The sequence below is a fragment of the Streptomyces sp. AN091965 genome (assembly GCF_022698285.1).
Lineage (GTDB): Bacteria > Actinomycetota > Actinomycetes > Streptomycetales > Streptomycetaceae > Streptomyces.
The window spans coordinates 6,244,345-6,263,577 of sequence record NZ_JALDMY010000001.1; the positions used below are offsets into that span (position 1 = coordinate 6,244,345).

A 19,233-nucleotide genomic window follows, 5' to 3' on the forward strand; every position below is an offset into this window, starting at 1 on the left:
CGGTTCCGGCGGGGCCGCGTAGAATGGGGTAAGGCCGTGGCGTGTGTCTGCCCGGCAGGGCGCGCGTACCAAAAGAGAAAAGTACGCGCAGCCTTCCACTCTTCCCGGGAGAAGCGCACCTCGCATGCCCACGCGCCACGACATTCGTAACGTCGCCATCGTCGCCCACGTCGACCACGGCAAGACGACCATCGTCGACGCCATGCTCAAGCAGGCGGGCGCCTTTGCCGCGCACGCCGCAGAGTCCCTCGACGACCGCATGATGGACAGCAACGACCTGGAGCGTGAGAAGGGCATCACGATCCTGGCCAAGAACACCGCGGTCAAGTACCACCCGAAGGACGGTGGCGACCCGATCACGATCAACATCATCGACACCCCCGGCCACGCCGACTTCGGTGGCGAGGTCGAGCGCGGTCTGTCGATGGTGGACGCGGTCGTCCTTCTGGTCGACGCCTCCGAGGGTCCGCTGCCGCAGACCCGCTTCGTGCTCCGCAAGGCCCTCCAGCAGCGGCTGCCGGTGATCCTCTGCATCAACAAGACGGACCGCCCGGACTCCCGCATCGACGAGGTCGTCAACGAGACGTACGACCTCTTCCTCGACCTGGACGCCGACGAGGACCAGATCGAGTTCCCGATCGTCTACGCCTGCGGCCGTGACGGCGTGGCCTCGCTGACCAAGCCGGAGGACGGCACCGTCCCCGCGGACAGCACCAACCTGGAGCCGTTCTTCTCGACGCTCCTGGAGCACGTCCCGGCCCCCGAGTACGACGAGTCGGCCCCGCTCCAGGCCCACGTCACCAACCTGGACGCCGACAACTTCCTCGGCCGCATCGCGCTGCTCCGCGTCGAGCAGGGCGAGCTGCGCAAGGGCCAGACCGTCGCCTGGATCAAGCGCGACGGCTCGATGGCCAACGTGCGCATCACCGAGCTGATGATGACCGAGGCCCTCACCCGCAAGCCCGCCGAGAAGGCCGGCCCCGGTGACATCTGCGCCGTCGCGGGCATCCCCGAGATCATGATCGGCGAGACCCTCGCGGACCCGGAGAACCCGATCGCGCTCCCGCTGATCACGGTCGACGAGCCCGCGATCTCCATGACGATCGGTACGAACACCTCGCCGCTGGTCGGCCGCGGCGGCACCGGCAAGGGCGCGGACGCCAAGTCCGCCGTCAAGGACCGCAAGGTCACCGCCCGCCAGGTCAAGGACCGTCTGGACCGCGAGCTGATCGGTAACGTCTCGCTGCGTGTCCTGGAGACGGGACGCCCGGACGCCTGGGAGGTGCAGGGCCGCGGCGAGCTGGCGCTCGCCATCCTGGTCGAGCAGATGCGCCGCGAGGGCTTCGAGCTGACCATCGGCAAGCCCCAGGTGGTCACCCAGGAGATCGACGGCAAGACGCACGAGCCGGTCGAGCGCATGACCATCGACGTGCCCGAGGAGCACATGGGCGCCGTCACGCAGCTCATGGGCGTCCGCAAGGGCCGCATGGACAACATGTCCAACCACGGCTCCGGCTGGGTGCGCATGGAGTTCGTCGTCCCGTCCCGCGGCCTCATCGGCTTCCGTACGGAGTTCCTGACGAACACCCGTGGTACGGGCATCGCGCACTCCATCCACGAGGGCCACGAGCCGTGGTTCGGCCAGCTCCAGACCCGTAACAACGGCTCGCTGGTCGCCGACCGCGCGGGCGCGGTCACCCCGTTCGCGATGATCAACCTCCAGGAGCGCGGTGTGCTGTTCACCGAGCCCGGCACCGAGGTGTACGAGGGCATGATCGTCGGTGAGAACTCGCGCTCCGACGACATGGACGTGAACATCACCAAGGAGAAGAAGCTCACCAACATGCGTGCGGCTTCCGCGGACAACACCGAGAACGTGGTGCCCCCGCGCAAGCTCTCCCTGGAGCAGTCCCTGGAGTTCTGCCGCGACGACGAGTGCGTCGAGGTGACCCCGGAGGCGGTCCGCATCCGCAAGGTGAACCTGGACCAGCGTGAGCGCGCCCGCGCGGCGTCGCGCGCCAAGCACGGCTAGTCACTCCCGGCGCGGCCCCGCCGCGCCGCAGGACTGACGTGGAGGCCGGTTCCTCCCCCACCCACCGGTGGGGGAGGAACCGGCCTCCGGCGTATCCGGGGAGCGATAGCGTGCCGCTACGGAGCGTCCCCGCGAGGGCTCCTCAGCAGCCGCGCGGCAACCGGTTTTTCCCCACGATCTGTCCGCTATACGGACTCTCTTGACCGTTAGATGGGTAACACGTCCGTTTCGCAACCATCTATCTGGGATCGGTTTGTCCGGATTTTGGAAGTTGTACGTGCCAGGTGTGATTGAACCGAGACCAAAAGGGTGTGGTCGGGCCGTACCTCATGGCTAATAGTTGACCGCGTATAGCTCGGGTCAATGGGTCACGCGCTGTGGGGAGCGCCGACTCACGAGCACACTGGGGTACTCGATCTTCGTCGGCAGGGGTGTCGGCGCTGTTTGACGTACCCCCTCTTGTAGCGAACAAGTGGACTCATGAGGAGGAACCCCATGCGTGGTGCCAAGAGCGCCAAGTGGGTTGGGGGCGCGGTTGTTATCGCCCTTGCCGCGACGGCCTGTGGTGGCGGCGACAGCGGCAGTGACAACAAGAACCGGGCGATCGACAAGAACGGCACCTTCGTCTACGCGAGTGGCGAGCCGCAGAACCCGCTTCAGCCGGCGAACACCAAGGAGGCGTACGGAAGCGACGTCATCCACACGCTGTTCACCGGTCTCGTCGACTACACGCCGGGCACCGGCAAGCTGGTCAACATGAACGCGGAGTCGGTGACGCCGTCCAAGGACAACAAGACCTGGACGGTCAAGCTCAAGCCGGGGTGGAAGTTCCACAACGGCGAGGCGGTCACCGCGGAGTCGTACGTCAAGGCCTGGAACTGGGCGGCGCACACGCCGAACAACCAGACCAACAGCTCTTGGTTCGCGGACATCGCGGGTTACACCGACGTCCACCCCGAGAAGGGCAAGCCGAAGACCGACAAGATGTCGGGTCTGAAGGTCAAGGGCGAGAACGAGTTCACGATCACGCTGACCTCGGGCATCCCGTACTACGCGTACAAGCTGGGCTACGAGGTCTTCTCCCCGCTGCCCTCGGGCTTCTTCAAGGACCCGAAGGGCTACGGCGAGAAGCCGGTCGGCAACGGTCCGTACAAGTTCGCCAGCTGGGACCACAAGAAGTCCATCAAGGTCACCCGCTACGACGGCTACCAGGGCCCGAACAAGGCCAAGAACGGTGGCGTCACCTTCAAGAACTACGCCTCCTCCGACGGCGCGTACAAGGACCTGGTGTCGAACAACGTCGACTCCATGGCCATCGTGCCGGAAGGCGAGCTCGCCAACTACCAGGAAGACCTGGGTGATCGCGCGATCAACCAGGACTTCTCGATGATCCAGACGATCGCGTTCGCCCGCTACACCAAGCAGTGGAAGAACATCGACGTCAAGGTCCTCCAGGGCCTGTCGATGGCGATCGACCGCGACACCATCATCAAGACGGTCCTCAACAACACCCGTGAGGCCGCCACCGGCTGGGTCGCCAAGGACGTCATCGGCTACAAGGCCGGCGCCTGTGGCGAGTACTGCAAGTTCGACGCCAAGAAGGCCAAGGACCTCATCAAGGCCGGCGGCGGCGTCCCGGACAACAAGGTCTCCATCCAGTACAACGCCGACCAGCCGCACAAGGGCTGGGTCACGGCCGTCTGCAACAGCATCAAGCAGTCGACCGGCGTGAACTGCGTCGGTGACCCGAAGACCGACTTCCAGGCCGACACGCAGACGCGTGACGCCAAGAAGGTCAAGTCGATGTACCGCTCCGGCTGGGTCCTCGACTACCCGTTCAACGGCAACTTCCTGCGCGACCTCTACGGCACCGGCGTCGGCGGCAACCAGAGCGGTTACTCGAACAAGGACTTCGACAAGCTGACGGCGAAGGCCGACAAGGCCCCGACCATCGAGAAGTCCGCGGACCTCTACAACGAGGCCGAGCGCAGCCTGCAGAACAGCTTCCCCTCCATCCCGCTCTGGTACGGCAAGTTCCAGACCGGCTACTCCACCAACGTCTCTGGTGTGAAGTTCGACCAGCAAGCGAGCCCGATCTTCACTGAAGTCCAGGTGTACAAGAAGTAGTTCGCGAGGGCTCAGCCCGTGGTGCCGACCGGTGATCCCGGTCGGCACCACGGGCGGCTTCGCACAGGACGGAGGCTTCCATGGGGCGCTACGTCGCGCGGCGACTGCTCCAGATGATCCCGGTCTTCATTGGGACCACTCTTCTCATTTTCTTGATGGTCAATGTGCTTCCCGGCGACCCGGTACGGGCGCTGTGGGGGGACAAGCCGCCGGACCCGGCGCAGATGGAGGCCATTCGCCACCAGCGCGGTCTCGACCTCCCGCTCTGGCAGCAGTATCTGCACTACATGAAGAACCTGGCCGTCGGTGACCTGGGCACCAACATCGGTGGCCGGCCGGTCGGCGACATCCTCAGTCAGGCGTTCCCCGTCACGGTGCGGCTCGCCCTGCTGGCCTTCGGCATCGAGATGGTCCTCGGCATCGCCCTCGGCATGCTCGCGGGCGTGCGCCGCGGCCGTGTCGTGGACAACCTGATCCTGGTCTTCACGCTGCTCGTGATCTCGGTTCCGGTGTTCGTGCTCGGCTACATCGTGCAGACGGTGTTCGGACTCCAGCTGAAATGGACCGAGCCAACGGTCCAGGACGCCACGGACATCACACAGTTGATCCTTCCGGCGCTCGTGCTCGGCTCGCTCTCGCTCGCGTACGTCGCGCGTCTGACGCGTACGAGCATCGCGGAGAACCTGCGCGCCGACTACATCCGCACCGCCGTCGCCAAGGGCCTGCCCAAGAGCCGGATCATGACGCGCCACCTGCTGCGCAACTCGCTGATCCCGGTCGTGACCTTCCTCGGCACCGACATCGGCACCCTGATGGGCGGCGCGGTCGTCACCGAAGGCATTTTCAACGTGCCGGGCGTCGGGAACACCCTGTACGACGCGCTCGCACGCCGTGAGGGCCAGGTCATCGTCGGCACCGTGACCATCCTGGTGCTCGTCTACCTGGCCGCGAGCCTGATCGTCGACCTGCTCTACGCGGTCCTGGACCCGAGGATCCGTTATGCCTGAGACCATCAAGACCAGTAGTACGGACGGGACGCCGGACGTCGCGACCGACATCCCGGCGACGGTCGCCGAGGCCGCGGGCCCGGCGCCCGGCAAGCCCCGCTCGCTTGCCGCCGACGCCTGGCGGGATCTGCGCCGCAACCCGTTCTTCGTGATATCGGCCGTGCTCATCCTGTTGCTCGTGGCCATCGCGATCTTCCCGGGCTGGTTCACGAGCGCCGACCCGAACAAGGGCGATCTGCGCAACCACTTCCAGGAGAAGCCGAGCTACACGCACTTCTTCCAGGCGGAGTGGTTCGGCTACGACACCCAGGGCCGCTCCATCTACGCGCGTGTCCTCTTCGGTGCCCGCAACTCCATCACCGTCGGCATTCTCGTCACCCTCGCGGTGTCGATCGTCGGGTCCGTCCTCGGCATGCTCGCGGGGTACTTCGGCGGCATCTGGGACGCGATCATCTCCCGGCTCACCGACGTGTTCTTCGGCATTCCGTTCCTGCTCGGCACCATGGTCGTGATGAACGCCGTGACCGACCGGACGGTGTGGACCGTGGTGGGCGCGCTCGCCCTGCTCGGCTGGACCCAGATCACCCGTGTCATGCGCGGTTCGGTGATCACCACCAAACACTCCGACTACGTGGTGGCCGCCAGAGCGCTCGGCGCGAGCACCTGGCGCATCCTGATCCGGCACATCCTGCCGAACGCGGCCGCACCCGTGATCGTCGTCGCCACGATCGCCCTGGGCGGTTACATCACGGCCGAGGCGACCCTCTCCTTCCTCGGCATGGGCCTCTCGGACGACGCGATCTCGTGGGGCAGCGACATCTCCGACGCCGCCAAGCAGCTCCGCAACAACCCGTACATGCTGTTCTTCCCGGCCGGCATGCTGAGCCTGACCGTCCTGGCGTTCATCATGCTGGGCGACGCCGTACGCGACGCCCTCGACCCCAAGCTGCGCTGAGGGAGGCGTACGTGACCACCATCGAAAAGCAGGCGGACGTGCCCGCCCCGCGGAGCGGCGAGACCGCGCCGCTCCTCGAAGTCAGGGACCTGCACGTCGAGTTCCACACCCGCGAGGGTGTGGCCAAGGCCGTCAACGGCGTCAACTACACCGTCGAGGCCGGCGAGACGCTCGCCGTGCTCGGCGAGTCGGGCTCCGGCAAGTCCGTGACCGCGCAGGCGATCATGGGCATCCTCGACATGCCGCCGGGTCGCATTCCGCAGGGCGAGGTCCTCTTCCGCGGCCAGGACATGCTGAAGATGTCCAACGAGGAGCGCCGGAAGATCCGCGGCCGCAAGATCGCGATGATCTTCCAGGACGCGCTCAGCTCCCTGAACCCGGTGCTCAGCGTGGGCTACCAGCTCGGCGAGATGTTCCGGGTGCACCAGGGCGCCAGCCGCAAGGAAGCCAAGGCCAAGGCCGTCGAGCTGATGGACAAGGTCAAGATCCCGGCCGCCAAGGAGCGGGTGGACGACTACCCGCACCAGTTCTCGGGCGGTATGCGCCAGCGCATCATGATCGCGATGGCGCTCGCCCTGGAGCCGGACCTGATCATCGCCGACGAGCCCACCACGGCCCTCGACGTGACGGTCCAGGCGCAGGTCATGGACCTGCTCGCGGAGCTGCAGCGCGAGTACAATATGGGCCTGATCCTGATCACCCACGACCTCGGCGTGGTCGCGGACGTGGCGGACAAGATCGCCGTCATGTACGCGGGCCGGATCGTGGAGACGGCACCGGTGCACGAGCTGTACAAGCGCCCCGCGCACCCGTACACGCGAGGTCTGCTGGACTCGATCCCGCGCCTGGACCAGAAGGGCCAGGAGCTGTACGCGATCAAGGGGCTGCCGCCCAACCTCCTGAAGATCCCCTCGGGTTGCGCGTTCAACCCGCGCTGCCCGAAGGCGCAGGACATCTGCCGCACCGAGATCCCGGGGCTCGCCCCGGTCACGGAGCGGGACGGCGGGGAGCTCGTCGGCCGCGGCAGCGCGTGCCACTTCTGGAAGGAGACGATCCATGGCTGAGAACCTCAAGAAGGACGCCCCGGACGTCACCGACGCCACGCCGAACGTCACCGAGGTCGAAACGGTCGACGCGGCGACGCCCGAGGAGGCCGTCGCGGCCATCGAGGCCCCCGTCGAGCGCGGCGAGCCGATCCTCCAGGTCCGCAATCTGGTGAAGCACTTCCCGCTGACCCAGGGCATCCTCATCAAGCGCCAGATCGGCGCGGTGAAGGCGGTCGACGGCATCTCCTTCGACCTCTACCAGGGCGAGACGCTCGGCATCGTGGGCGAGTCCGGCTGCGGCAAGTCCACGGTCGCGAAGCTGCTCATGACCCTGGAGCGGGCCACCGCGGGCGAGGTCTTCTACAAGGGCCAGGACATCACCAAGCTGTCCGGCCGCGCCCTGAAGGCCGTGCGCCGCAACATCCAGATGGTGTTCCAGGACCCGTACACCTCGCTCAACCCGCGCATGACGGTGGGCGACATCATCGGGGAGCCCTTCGAGATCCACCCCGAGGTGGCGCCGAAGGGCGACCGCCGCCGCCGGGTCCAGGAGCTCCTGGACGTTGTCGGGCTCAACCCCGAGTACATCAACCGCTACCCGCACCAGTTCTCGGGCGGTCAGCGCCAGCGCATCGGCATCGCCCGCGGCCTGGCCCTCAACCCCGAGATCATCATCTGCGACGAGCCGGTCTCGGCCCTGGACGTGTCCGTCCAGGCCCAGGTCATCAACCTGATGGAGAAGCTCCAGGACGAGTTCAACCTGTCCTACGTCTTCATCGCGCACGACCTGTCGATCGTCCGGCACATCTCGGACCGCGTGGGCGTGATGTACCTCGGCAAGATGGCCGAGATCGGCTCCGACGAGCAGATCTACGACCACCCGACGCACCCGTACACGCAGGCGCTCCTCTCGGCCGTCCCGGTCCCCGACCCGGAGGCCCGCGAGGGCCGCGAGCGCATCATCCTCACCGGTGACGTCCCGTCCCCGGCCAACCCGCCCTCGGGCTGCCGCTTCCGCACCCGCTGCTGGAAGGCGCAGGACAAGTGCGCCGAGGAGATCCCGCTGCTCGCGATCCCCGAGCGCTTCAAGGACGCGGACACCCCGGCCGCCCACGAGTCGGCGTGCCACTTCGCGGAGGAGAAGGACGTGGTGCACGCGGCCTAGCACCGCGCCCCCGTCCCTGTGCCCCGCCGGGCCCTGAGCCCGGCGGGGCACACGCGTGTGCGGGGGGCCGCGCGGCAGCCCGCCCTACGGCGCCCGGCCCCTGTGACCGGTGACTCAGCCCTGCCCGGGCCTGGCATAGCGGCGGAAGTCCGAGGTGTCCAGGGCCCACGGCCCCAGGGAAACCCGGTCGCCGTAGATGTAGGGCTCCTTCTTTCGGTAGCCGTTCCCGCACGGCTCGGTGTGCACTTCGATGGTGCCCTTCCTGGGGTCGACGATCAGATAGTGCTCGATGCCCATGGCCGGATACTCGCTGAGCTTCGCGTTGTAGTCGTTCTCGGGGTTGGACGGTGACACGATCTCGATGGCGGCGAGGACCTGCGTGGCGTCCACGGCGAGACCGTCCTCGTCGAGCACCGCCTCCGGGATCACCACGGCGTCCGGGCGTCGCATGCGGCCGAGGGACGGGTGCTCGATCTCGGGGCCGTTCGCGCAGATGTAGCCGGGGTGGGTGGCGGGGAGCTGTGCGTCCAATTGCTGGCAGACGCGGCGGACCGTGCCCTCATGGCGCTTCGACGGGCACATCATGGCCAGTATCGGACCCGAGGGGCCGATCTCGACGCTCCACGTCCCTTCGAGGCGCTCGGCGTAGGCGCCCAGCTCCTCGGCGATCGCGCGCATCTTGGCGTAGTCCATAAAGGCAGCGTAGCGAGGCCTCCGGGCGTGGCGTACGTACATCCGGAGGGCCTCCTCCCTCATACGGCCGGGCTAAATGTGCTGCTTGCGCCCTATAACGCGATATTGGCGATAGTGCGCGCGGCAGGCGCGCGGCGGAGGCGAGGAGGCAGTTCATGCGTGGAGCCACGCACGCCAAGTGGGCCGCTTGTGCGGCGGCGGTCGCGCTCGCGGCGACAGCCTGTGGTGGTGGGAGCGGCGGCGGCGACGGCTCCGGGGTGGTGGGCTCCTCCTGGGGCGATCCGCAGAACCCGCTGGAGCCCGCCAACACCAACGAGGTGCAGGGCGGCAAGGTCCTCGACATGATCTTCCGGGGCCTCAAGCGGTACGACCCGAAGACCGGCGAGGCCAAGGACATGGTCGCGGAGTCCATCGAGACGAAGGACTCGCAGACCTACACCGTCAAGGTCAAGGACGGGTGGAAGTTCAGCAACGGCGAGGCCGTCACCTCGAAGTCGTTCGTGGACGCCTGGAACTACGGGGCCCACCTCAAGAACAACCAGAAGGGCTCCTACTTCTTCGGCTACATCGAGGGCTACGACAAGGTCCACCCGGAGAAGGGCGACCCGAGCGCGGACACCCTGTCCGGCCTGAAGGTCGTCGACGCGCGGACCTTCACCGTCAAGCTCTCGCAGAAGTTCTCCACCTGGCCCGAGACCCTCGGCTACCCGGCCTTCGCGCCCCTGCCCAAGGCCTTCTTCGACGACCGCGCGGCCTGGCTCGCCAAGCCCGTCGGCAACGGCCCGTACAGCATCAAGTCGTACCAGAAGGGCTCCAAGATGGAGCTCAGGAAGTGGGACGACTACAGCGGCGACGACAAGGCGCAGAACGGCGGCGTGGACCTCAAGGTCTACACCGACAACAACATCGCCTACAACGACCTGATGGCCGGGAACCTCGACCTCGTCGACGACGTGCCGGCAGCCCAGCTCAGGAACGTGAAGAACGACCTCGGCGACCGCTACATCAACACTCCCGCCGGCATCATCCAGACGCTGTCCTTCGCCCTCTACGACAGCAAGTGGAACAAGCCCGGGATGGAGAAGGTCCGCAAGGGCCTCTCCATGGCCATCAACCGCGAGCAGATCACCGAGACGATCTTCCAGAAGACGCGGACGCCCGCCAAGGACTGGACCTCGCCCGTGCTCGGCGAGGACGGCGGCTACAGCGACAGCGTCTGCGGCGACGCCTGCGAGTACGACGCCGCGCAGGCCAAGAAGCTCGTCGAGGAGGGCGGCGGCATCCCCGGCGGCACCCTGAAGATCTCGTACAACGCGGACACCGGCTCCCACAAGGAGTGGGTCGACGCCGTGTGCAACTCCATCAACAAGGCCCTGGGCAACAACAGGTCCTGCGTCGGCAACTCCATCGGCACCTTCGCCGACTTCCGCAGCCAGGCCTCGCAGCAGAAGCTCGACGGCGCCTGGCGCGCGGGCTGGCAGATGGACTACCCGCTGATCCAGAACTTCCTCCAGCCGGTGTACTACACCGACGCCCCGTCCAACGACGGCAAGTACAACAGCAAGGAGTTCGACGAGCTCGTCGACAAGGCCAACGCCGAGACCGACACCGGCAAGGCCGTCTCCACCTTCCAGGACGCGGAGAAGGTGCTCGCCAAGGACATGGCGGCGATCCCGCTCTGGTACCAGAACGGCAGCGCCGGCTACTCGGACCGGGTCTCGGACGTGTCGCTGAACCAGTTCAGCGTGCCCGTGTACGCGGAGATCAAGGTCAACTGAGCCGCGCGGAGCGGCCGTCCGGTCCCCAGGACACCGGGGCGGCCGCTCCCCCTACCTCCGGAGCCAGCCCATGGGGCGATATGTGATCCGGCGCCTGCTGCAGATGATCCCGGTCTTCTTCGGCGCCACCCTGCTGATCTTCCTGATGGTGAACGTGATGGGCGACCCCATCGCGGGCCTGTGCGGCGACCGCAAGTGCGACCCCGCGACGGCCGCCCAGCTGAAGAAGGAGTTCGGCCTCGATAAGCCCGTCTGGCAGCAGTACGTGACCTACATGGGCAACGTCTTCACCGGCGACTTCGGCACCGCCTTCAACGGGCAGAAGGTCACCGAGCTGATGGGGACCGCGTTCCCCGTCACCGTCCGGCTCACGCTCGTCGCCATCGTCTTCGAGATCGTCATCGGCATCAGCCTGGGCGTGCTGACCGGCCTGCGGCGCGGCAGGCCCATCGACACCACGGTGCTGATCCTCACCCTGGTCGTGATCTCGGTGCCGACGTTCGTCACCGGTCTGCTGCTCCAGCTGCTGCTCGGCGTGGAGTGGGGCGTGATCAAACCGTCGGTGTCGTCCGAGGCGACCGTGGACGAGCTGATCGTGCCGGGGCTCGTGCTCGCCTCCGTCTCGCTCGCCTACGTCACCCGCCTCACCCGGACGTCCATCGCCGAGAACCGCCGCGCCGACTACGTCCGCACCGCCGTCGCCAAGGGCCTGCCCCGGCGCCGCGTCGTCCTGCGGCACCTGCTGCGCAACTCCCTCATCCCCGTCGTCACGTTCATCGGCACCGACGTGGGCGCGCTCATGGGCGGCGCGATCGTCACCGAGCGCATCTTCAACATCCACGGCGTCGGCTTCCAGCTCTACCAGGGCATCCTGCGGCAGAGCACCCAGACCGTCGTCGGCTTCGTGACCGTGCTCGTCCTCGTCTTCCTGGTCGCCAACCTCATCGTCGACCTCCTGTACGCCGTACTCGACCCGAGGATCCGCTATGCCTGAACCCCAGGAGCCCGAAGGCGCCATCGCGGGGACCGGCGCGGGCGGCGCGATGGACCTCGCCGCCAGCGAGGCGACGACGCTCGCCCCCGGCGGCCCGGGCGGGCCCACCGCGCCCGTGCGCAGCCTGTGGTCCGACGCCTGGCACGACCTGCGCCGCAACCCCGTCTTCATCGTCTCGGGCCTGATCATCCTCTTCCTCGTCTTCATCTCCCTGTGGCCCTCCGCGATCGCCTCCGGTGACCCGCTGGACTGCGATCTGGCCAACGCCCAGAAGAGCTCCTCGCCGGGACACCCCTTCGGCTTCGACGGCCAGGGCTGCGACGTCTACACCAGGACCGTCTACGGGGCCCGCGCCTCGGTCACCGTCGGCGTGTGCGCCACCCTCGGCGTGGCGTTCCTCGGCAGCGTGCTCGGCGGCCTCGCCGGGTTCTTCGGCGGCGCGTGGGACGCGGTCCTCTCCCGCATCACCGACATCTTCTTCGCCATCCCGGTGGTGCTCGGCGGTCTCGTGCTGCTGTCCGTGGTCACCTCCAGCACCGTCTGGCCCGTCATCGGCTTCATGGTGCTGCTCGGCTGGCCGCAGATCTCCCGCATCGCCCGCGGCTCGGTGATCACCGCCAAGCAGAACGACTACGTCCAGGCGGCCCGCGCCCTCGGCGCCTCCAACACGCGGATGCTGCTGCGCCACATCGCGCCCAACGCGGTCGCGCCGGTCATCGTCGTCGCCACCATCGCGCTCGGTACGTACATCGCCCTGGAGGCCACGCTCTCGTACCTGGGCGTCGGTCTGAAGCCGCCGACGGTCAGCTGGGGCATCGACATCTCGGCGGCGTCCGCCTACGTCCGCAACGCCCCGCACATGCTGCTGTGGCCCGCCGGGGCCCTCGCCGTCACCGTGCTCGCGTTCATCATGCTCGGCGACGCGGTGCGCGACGCCCTCGACCCGAAGCTGAGGTAGGCGCCATGGCACCCACGGCACCCCCGGAGTCCGCAGCGGCCGCGTCTGCGGCGGCCGCCCCACCGGCCAAGCTGCTCGAAGTGCGCGACCTGCACGTGGAGTTCCGCACCCGCGAGGGTGTGGCCAAGGCCGTCAACGGCGTCGACTACGCCGTCGCGGCGGGCGAGACGCTCGCCGTGCTCGGCGAGTCGGGCTCCGGCAAGTCCGTGACCGCGCAGGCGATCATGGGCATCCTCGACATGCCGCCCGGCCGCATCAGCGGCGGCGAGATCCTCTTCCAGGGCCGGGACCTGCTGAAGCTCAAGGAGGATGAGCGGCGCAAGGTGCGCGGCGCGGGCATGGCCATGATCTTCCAGGACGCGCTCAGCTCCCTGAACCCCGTGCTCAGCGTCGGCGACCAGCTCGGCGAGATGTTCGTCGTCCACCGGGGCATGTCCCGCAAGGACGCCCGCGCCAAGGCCGTCGAGCTGATGGACCGCGTGCGCATCCCCGCCGCCAGGGAGCGCGTCGGGCAGTATCCGCACCAGTTCAGCGGCGGCATGCGCCAGCGCATCATGATCGCCATGGCGATGGCCCTCGAACCTGCGCTGATCATCGCCGACGAGCCGACGACCGCCCTCGACGTCACCGTCCAGGCCCAGGTGATGGACCTCCTCGCGGAGCTTCAGCGCGAGCTGAACATGGGCCTGATCCTCATCACCCACGACCTGGGCGTGGTCGCCGACGTCGCCGACACCATCGCCGTCATGTACGCGGGCCGCATCGTCGAGAAGGCCCCCGTCCACGAGATCTACAAGGCGCCCGCGCACCCCTACACGCGCGGCCTCCTCGACTCGATCCCGCGCCTCGACCAGAAGGGCCAGGACCTCTACGCCATCAAGGGCCTGCCGCCCAACCTCACGAACATCCCGCCCGGCTGCGCCTTCAACCCGCGCTGCCCCATGGCCCAGGACGTGTGCCGCACCGACGAACCGCCGCTCGCCCCGGTCACGTACGAGGGGCTCGTGGGGGAGCGGCGCAGCGCCTGCCACTTCTGGAAGGAGTGCCTCCGTGGCTGAGCCCATTCTGGAAGTACGCGGACTCGTCAAGCACTACCCGCTCACCCGGGGGATCGTGCTGAAGAAGCAGGTCGGTGCCGTCAAGGCCGTCGACGGCGTGGACTTCGACCTGCGGCGCGGCGAAACCCTCGGCATCGTGGGGGAGTCCGGCTGCGGGAAGTCCACCGTCGCCAAGATGCTCGTCAATCTGGAGCGGCCGACGGCGGGGGAGATCCGCTTCAAGGGCGAGGACATCGCCGGGCTCTCGGGCCGGGCCCTGAAGGCCGTCCGCCGGAACATCCAGATGGTGTTCCAGGACCCCTACACGTCCCTGAACCCCCGCATGACCGTCGGCGACATCATCGGCGAGCCCTACGAGATCCATCCGGAGGTCGCGCCGAAGGGCTCGCGCCGCAAGAAGGTCCAGGACCTCCTCGACGTGGTCGGGCTCAACCCCGAGTACATCAACCGCTACCCCCACCAGTTCTCCGGCGGACAGCGCCAGCGCATCGGCATCGCGCGCGGGCTCGCCCTCCGCCCGGAGGTCATCGTCGCCGACGAGCCCGTCTCCGCGCTCGACGTCTCCGTGCAGGCGCAGGTCGTGAACCTCCTGGAGCGGCTGCAGAGCGAGTTCGAGCTCTCCTACGTCTTCATCGCCCACGACCTGTCGATCGTGCGGCACATCTCCGACCGGGTCGGGGTCATGTACCTGGGGCGGATCGTCGAGGTCGGCACGGACGCGGAGATCTACGAGCATCCGACGCACCCCTATACGCAGGCGCTGCTCTCCGCCGTGCCCGTGCCCGATCCGCGGGCCCGGGAGCACCGCGAGCGCGTCATCCTCAGCGGGGACGTGCCCTCGCCCGCGAACCCGCCCTCGGGGTGCCGGTTCCGCACGCGCTGCTGGAAGGCCCGGGAGCGCTGCGCCCTGGAGGTCCCGGCGCTCGCCGTCCCCGCGGAGTTCCGCCTGGCCACGGGGCCGGCCGCGCATGACTCGGCCTGCCACTTCGCGGAGGAGAAACACGTGGTGCCGTAGGCCCGCCCCGTCCCGGTCCTGGGGGCTCCGCCCCCAGACCCCCGCTCCTCGGCGCCCCACGTGGGCGGTAACAGGGCGGCAACGTGGGTGACCCCAGGAGGTAAAGAGAGCGCGCCAGGCTGGGGGCGTACGGCCGTGCGGGTGCCGTTGGACCGGCCGGGGCATGCCATGTGGCCCCGGCCGGTCGTCACGGCCTACAGGCCGAGGGAGCGCTTCAGGAAGTCGACCTGGAGCAGCAGGAGGTTCTCCGCGACCTGCTCCTGGGGCGTCATGTGCGTGACCCCGGAGAGGGGCAGCACCTCGTGCGGGCGCCCGGCCGCGAGCAGCGCGGAGGAGAGCCGCAGCGCGTGCGCGACGACCACGTTGTCGTCGGCGAGGCCGTGGATGACGAGCATCGGCCGGTGCGGCTCGGCGGGGTCGACGAGCCCGTCGTCGGCGACGAGGGAGCTGGTGCGGTAGGCCTCGGGCGAGGTGCCCGGGTCGCCGAGGTAGCGCTCCTGGTAGTGCGTGTCGTACAGGCGCAGGTCCGTCACCGGCGCCCCGGCCACCGCCGCGTGGAAGACGTCGGGGCGGCGCAGGACCGCCATCGCCGAGAGGTAGCCGCCGAAGGACCAGCCGCGGATGGCGACGCGGTCCAGGTCGAGCGGGAAGCGCTCGGCGAGGGCGTGCAGGGCCTCCACCTGGTCGTCGAGGGTGCGGGTCAGATCGCCCTTGACGGCCTTCTCCCAGGCGGGCGAGCGCCCCGGCGTACCGCGCCCGTCGGCGACGACGACCGCGAAGCCCTGGTCGGCGAACCACTGCGAGGTCAGGAAGACGTTCCGCGAGCTGAGCACCCGCTGGGCGTGCGGCCCGCCGTACGGATCCATGAGGACGGGAAGCCGTACTCCGGAGGAGGGGTCGTACCCCGTCGGAAGCAGGACGGCGCACGGAATCCGCCGTGCGCCCCCTTCGGTGAGCGTCACGCGCGGGATGAGCCCCGGCTGCTGCGCGTGTGAGACGACGGTGGCCACCTGCTTGCCCTCGCGCAGGACGCGGACCCGTGAGCCGGCGTGGTCGAGCGTGGCCGAAACCAGCACGGTGACGTCGCCCGCCCGCACCGCCGAGTGCACCCCGGGCTCCTGCGAGACCCGCTCCACGCCGAGTTCGTTGACGCGGTAGACGTGCACCTCGCCGAGGGCCGGGTCGGTGGCGGCCTCGCCCGCGGAAGCCGAGACCAGGACCGAGTCGTCGGTCACGTCGAGCACGGCGCGGACGTGCAGCTGCGGCCCCGTCAACGGCCGCTCGCCGACCGCGAGGACGCGCGCGCCGCCCTCGTCGGCGATCCGCACGAGCTGCCCGCTGGGCGACCAGCAGGGGACACCGGGGAACAGTTCGAGCCAGTCGTCGTCCTCGTCGGCGTGCACCATCCGCGTCGTCCCGGTGTCGGGGTCCACGGCCAGATACAGCGCGCTGCGCTGGTCGCGGGCCTGCACGAGCAGCAGCGGCGCACCGCTCGCCGACCAGTGCACGCGGGCCAGGTACGGATAGCGCCCGCGGTCCCAGACGACCTCCGTGCGGGTGCCGTCGAGGCCGATCACGAAGAGCCGCACCTCCGCGTTGGGCGTGCCCGCCGCGGGGTAGGCGACCTGCTCCGGCTCCCGCTCCGGGTGCGCGGGGTCGGCGATCCACCAGCGCCGCACCGGGGCGTCGTCGACCCGCGCGACCAGGAGCCGGTCGGACTCCGGCGACCACCAGAAGCCCCGGAAGCGCTGCATCTCCTCGGCCGCGATGAACTCCGCGAGCCCGTACGTCACCGTGCCCGCCCCGTCGCCGTCGGGCTCCGCGAGGGCCCGGTCCGCGCCGCCGTCGGCAGCCGTGACGCGCAGCGCGCCCCCGGCCACGTACGCGATGTGCCGCCCGTCCGGCGAGGGGCGCGGGTCGATCACCGGGGCGGGCGCGGGCAGCTCGCGCGCGGTGCCCGCGCGCAGCTCCGCGGCGAAGAGGCGGCCCGAGAGGGCGAACGCCGCCAGCTCGGCCGCCGCATCCGTGGCGTACCCGACGATCCCGGCGCCGCCCTCGCGGCTGCGCTCGCGGCGCGCCCGCTCGGCCGCGGAGAGCTGCTCCGCGGACCCGCCGAGCAGGGCCTGCGGGTCGGCGGCCACGCGCTCCACGGGGGACCCGTCCGTGGCGAGGTCGAGGACCCACAGCTGGTTCGCCCGGTCCGTGCCGGACGCGGAGCGCAGGAAGACGACGCGGGAGCCGTCGGGCGCGACGGTGAACGCGCGCGGCGTCCCGAGGGAGAAGCGCTGCGTACGGGCGTGCAGGCGCGGGAAGGACGGCTGCCGCGCCGCGGTGTCGGAGGGGTCCGTGCGCTCCGGCGCCGCGGCGCCGGGCGGAGTACCGGCGTGCTCGGGCGTCTCGGAATTCTCGGCGGTCTCGGGGTTCTGGGTGGTCATCCCCCGAGCCTAAGTGGGATGCGCCCCCTGTGTTTCGGTGCTCCGACTCATGTGATTCCACGGATAGTTATGATCCGTAGCGCGTGGTGGGTAGGACCTTGCTGGCACGGGTGGAGGACTCCGCCGGCGAGGCAGGGGTGAGGCTCGGGGAAGTGGGAGGTGAACCGGCGTGGTGCTGTCGGTCTCGGTGGTGCTGTTGCTGGCCATCATCGTGGTCATGTTGGTGCGGAAGCAGGGGCTCAAGACGATCCACGCGATCGTCTGCGTCCTGCTCGGGTTCTACCTGGCCAGTTCGTCCGTGGCGCCGACCATCGACGAGCTGTCGACGAACCTGGCGGGCGTGCTCGAGGACATCGACCCGTAGACAAGCGTCACCGCCGCCCCTGTCCCGCCGGTGGAACCGGCGCGACAGGAGCGGACGTGCGGCTTGCGCGCCGGGCGGGTGCGCCGGGCTCGTAGGCTGTTCCCATGACGGAACTGCCCGCCCGGCGCCTGCTGCTCGTGCACGCGCACCCCGACGACGAGTCGATCAACAACGGCGCGACGATGGCCGCGTACGCGGCCGCCGGTGCCCGTGTCACGTTGGTGACCTGCACGCTCGGCGAGGAGGGCGAGGTCATCCCGCCGGAGCTCGCGCACCTCGCCCCCGACCGCGAGGACGCGCTCGGCGCGTACCGCGTCGGTGAGCTGGCCGCCGCGATGAAGGAGCTCGGCGTCGGCGACCACCGCTTCCTCGGCGGCGCGGGGCGCTACCGCGACTCCGGGATGATGGGCCTCGAACAGAACCACCGCCCCGGCGCCTTCTGGGCCGCCGACCCGGACGAGGCCGCCGCGCACCTCGTCGCGGTGATCCGCGAGGTGCGGCCGCAGGTGCTCGTCACCTACGACCCCGACGGCGGCTACGGCCACCCCGACCACATCCAGGCCCACCGCGTCGCCATGCGCGCCGCGGACCTGGCGGGCGAGCCCGGCTTCCGCACCGACCTGGGCGCGCCGCACGCGATCGCCAAGGTCTACTGGAACCGCGCGCCGCGCTCGGTGGTCGAGGAGCGCTTCAGAGGCCTCCCGGACGCTCTCCCCGGCACGCCCTTCACGGCCGTCGCCTCCCTGGCCGACGTGCCCGGCGTGACGGACGACGAGCGGATCACCGCGGAGACCGGCGGGCCCGCCTTCGCCGCCGCCAAGGCCGCGGCCATGCGGGCCCACGCCACGCAGATCGACGTGAGCGAGCCGCTGTTCGCCCTGTCGAACGGCCTGGCCCAGCCCATCTTCGACACCGAGTACTACGAGCTCGTACGGGGCGAGTCGGGGGCGGCGCCCGGCGCGCGCGAGACCGACCTGTTCGCCGGGCTCGGCACGGAAGGGGCGGACCAGTGAGTACGCGATCCAAGGCCTCGTCGTCGGCCAAGGCCGCGAAGCCGTCCGCCAAGGCCGCGAAGCCGTCCCCGGCCGCGGGCTCCGGCGCGGCGGCCGCCGCCGTGCCCGGCAGCTTCCTCGCCCAGCCGCTGAACGCCGCACGCCTGGTGGCGTACGTCGCGCTCTTCCTGCTCGGCGCGTTCGTCGGGGTCGCGGGGGCGCTCGTCCAACAGGGCTGGTTCCCGGGCGGTTTGCTGCTCGCGCTCGCCGGAGCCGCCGGTGCCTTCTACGGCGGCGCCACCGCCACCGGCACCAGAGCCGGGGCCCTCGCGCCCGCCGGAGGGTGGCTCGCCGCCGTCATGCTGCTCACGGCGACCCGCCCGGAGGGCGACTTCGTGTTCGGCGCCGGGCTCGGGTCGTACGTCTTCCTGCTCGGCGGCATGGGCGTGGCTGTGATGTGTGCCACGCTCGGACAGCGGCCGCAACCAGGCGCGTCCGACGCCCGACTTGGCAAGTGACGTACCACTTGAGCCCGTCCCCGGCAGGGGTTTGACGCCGGTCACGGGATGCCTGCCGACGGCGGCCAGTATGGTGGTGCGCGCCGCCGAGCCGCC

The 19,233-nt window shown here is 69.4% G+C and carries 16 protein-coding genes; 14 read left to right on the forward strand and 2 right to left on the reverse strand.

All coding sequences use genetic code 11. The features are described from left to right. Positions 1–124 precede the first annotated feature (124 nt). From typA to MQV74_RS26655, 6 genes are all read left to right on the forward strand, one after another. Complete coding sequence (typA, locus tag MQV74_RS26630) at positions 125–2,032, forward strand: translational GTPase TypA (protein WP_242722336.1); 1,908 nt, start codon at positions 125–127, stop codon at positions 2,030–2,032. A 495-nt stretch (positions 2,033–2,527) separates the two neighbouring features. Further along, complete coding sequence (locus MQV74_RS26635) at positions 2,528–4,159, forward strand: peptide ABC transporter substrate-binding protein (RefSeq protein WP_242722339.1); 1,632 nt, start codon at positions 2,528–2,530, stop codon at positions 4,157–4,159. An 80-nt stretch (positions 4,160–4,239) separates the two neighbouring features. Next, complete coding sequence (locus MQV74_RS26640; RefSeq protein WP_242722342.1) at positions 4,240–5,166, forward strand: ABC transporter permease; 927 nt, start codon at positions 4,240–4,242, stop codon at positions 5,164–5,166. Next, positions 5,159–6,121: an ABC transporter permease gene (locus MQV74_RS26645; RefSeq protein WP_242722345.1), complete on the forward strand. Its 963-nt coding sequence runs from the start codon at positions 5,159–5,161 to the stop codon at positions 6,119–6,121. Before MQV74_RS26640 ends, MQV74_RS26645 begins: the two co-directional genes overlap by 8 nt. 11 nt (positions 6,122–6,132) lie before the next feature. Beyond that, entirely contained in the window at positions 6,133–7,185 is a 1,053-nt protein-coding gene (locus MQV74_RS26650; protein WP_242722348.1) for an ABC transporter ATP-binding protein, read from the forward strand. Continuing rightward, complete coding sequence (locus MQV74_RS26655) at positions 7,178–8,332, forward strand: ABC transporter ATP-binding protein (RefSeq protein WP_242722351.1); 1,155 nt, start codon at positions 7,178–7,180, stop codon at positions 8,330–8,332. Before MQV74_RS26650 ends, MQV74_RS26655 begins: the two co-directional genes overlap by 8 nt. Positions 8,333–8,446: 114 nt before the next feature. Here the strand turns inward: MQV74_RS26655 and MQV74_RS26660 are convergent, their stop codons facing one another. Then, a complete protein-coding gene (locus MQV74_RS26660) occupies positions 8,447–9,025 on the reverse strand; it encodes a Uma2 family endonuclease (protein WP_242722354.1) in 579 nt (192 codons plus the stop codon). A 155-nt stretch (positions 9,026–9,180) separates the two neighbouring features. Between MQV74_RS26660 and MQV74_RS26665 the strand changes: the two genes are divergently transcribed. From MQV74_RS26665 to MQV74_RS26685, 5 genes are all read left to right on the forward strand, one after another. Beyond that, positions 9,181–10,803: a peptide ABC transporter substrate-binding protein gene (locus MQV74_RS26665; protein WP_242722357.1), complete on the forward strand. Its 1,623-nt coding sequence runs from the start codon at positions 9,181–9,183 to the stop codon at positions 10,801–10,803. Between the two features lie 70 nt (positions 10,804–10,873). Beyond that, complete coding sequence (locus MQV74_RS26670; RefSeq protein WP_242722360.1) at positions 10,874–11,797, forward strand: ABC transporter permease; 924 nt, start codon at positions 10,874–10,876, stop codon at positions 11,795–11,797. Further along, on the forward strand, positions 11,790–12,755 hold the full coding sequence (locus tag MQV74_RS26675) for an ABC transporter permease (RefSeq protein WP_242722363.1): 966 nt from the start codon (positions 11,790–11,792) through the stop codon (positions 12,753–12,755). The genes MQV74_RS26670 and MQV74_RS26675 overlap by 8 nt, the downstream gene beginning before the upstream one ends. A 5-nt stretch (positions 12,756–12,760) precedes the next feature. After that, on the forward strand, positions 12,761–13,813 hold the full coding sequence (locus MQV74_RS26680) for an ABC transporter ATP-binding protein (RefSeq protein WP_242722366.1): 1,053 nt from the start codon (positions 12,761–12,763) through the stop codon (positions 13,811–13,813). Continuing rightward, on the forward strand, positions 13,806–14,828 hold the full coding sequence (locus tag MQV74_RS26685) for an ABC transporter ATP-binding protein (protein WP_242722369.1): 1,023 nt from the start codon (positions 13,806–13,808) through the stop codon (positions 14,826–14,828). Before MQV74_RS26680 ends, MQV74_RS26685 begins: the two co-directional genes overlap by 8 nt. A 194-nt stretch (positions 14,829–15,022) precedes the next feature. Here MQV74_RS26685 and MQV74_RS26690 read toward each other — a convergent pair whose 3' ends face one another. Continuing rightward, positions 15,023–17,263, reverse strand: a complete 2,241-nt coding sequence (locus tag MQV74_RS26690; RefSeq protein WP_242722372.1) for a S9 family peptidase — start codon at positions 17,261–17,263, stop codon at positions 15,023–15,025. A gap of 169 nt (positions 17,264–17,432) precedes the next feature. Here MQV74_RS26690 and MQV74_RS26695 point away from each other — a divergent pair, with 169 nt between their 5' ends. The 3 genes from MQV74_RS26695 (at position 17,433) to MQV74_RS26705 (ending at position 19,137) form a co-directional block, all read left to right on the forward strand. Beyond that, complete coding sequence (locus tag MQV74_RS26695; RefSeq protein WP_138961611.1) at positions 17,433–17,627, forward strand: hypothetical protein; 195 nt, start codon at positions 17,433–17,435, stop codon at positions 17,625–17,627. A gap of 104 nt (positions 17,628–17,731) precedes the next feature. Further along, positions 17,732–18,640: an N-acetyl-1-D-myo-inositol-2-amino-2-deoxy-alpha-D-glucopyranoside deacetylase gene (gene mshB / locus MQV74_RS26700; protein ID WP_242722386.1), complete on the forward strand. Its 909-nt coding sequence runs from the start codon at positions 17,732–17,734 to the stop codon at positions 18,638–18,640. A 101-nt stretch (positions 18,641–18,741) separates the two neighbouring features. Then, entirely contained in the window at positions 18,742–19,137 is a 396-nt protein-coding gene (locus MQV74_RS26705; protein WP_242729173.1) for a DUF6113 family protein, read from the forward strand. Positions 19,138–19,233: the final 96 nt, after the last annotated feature.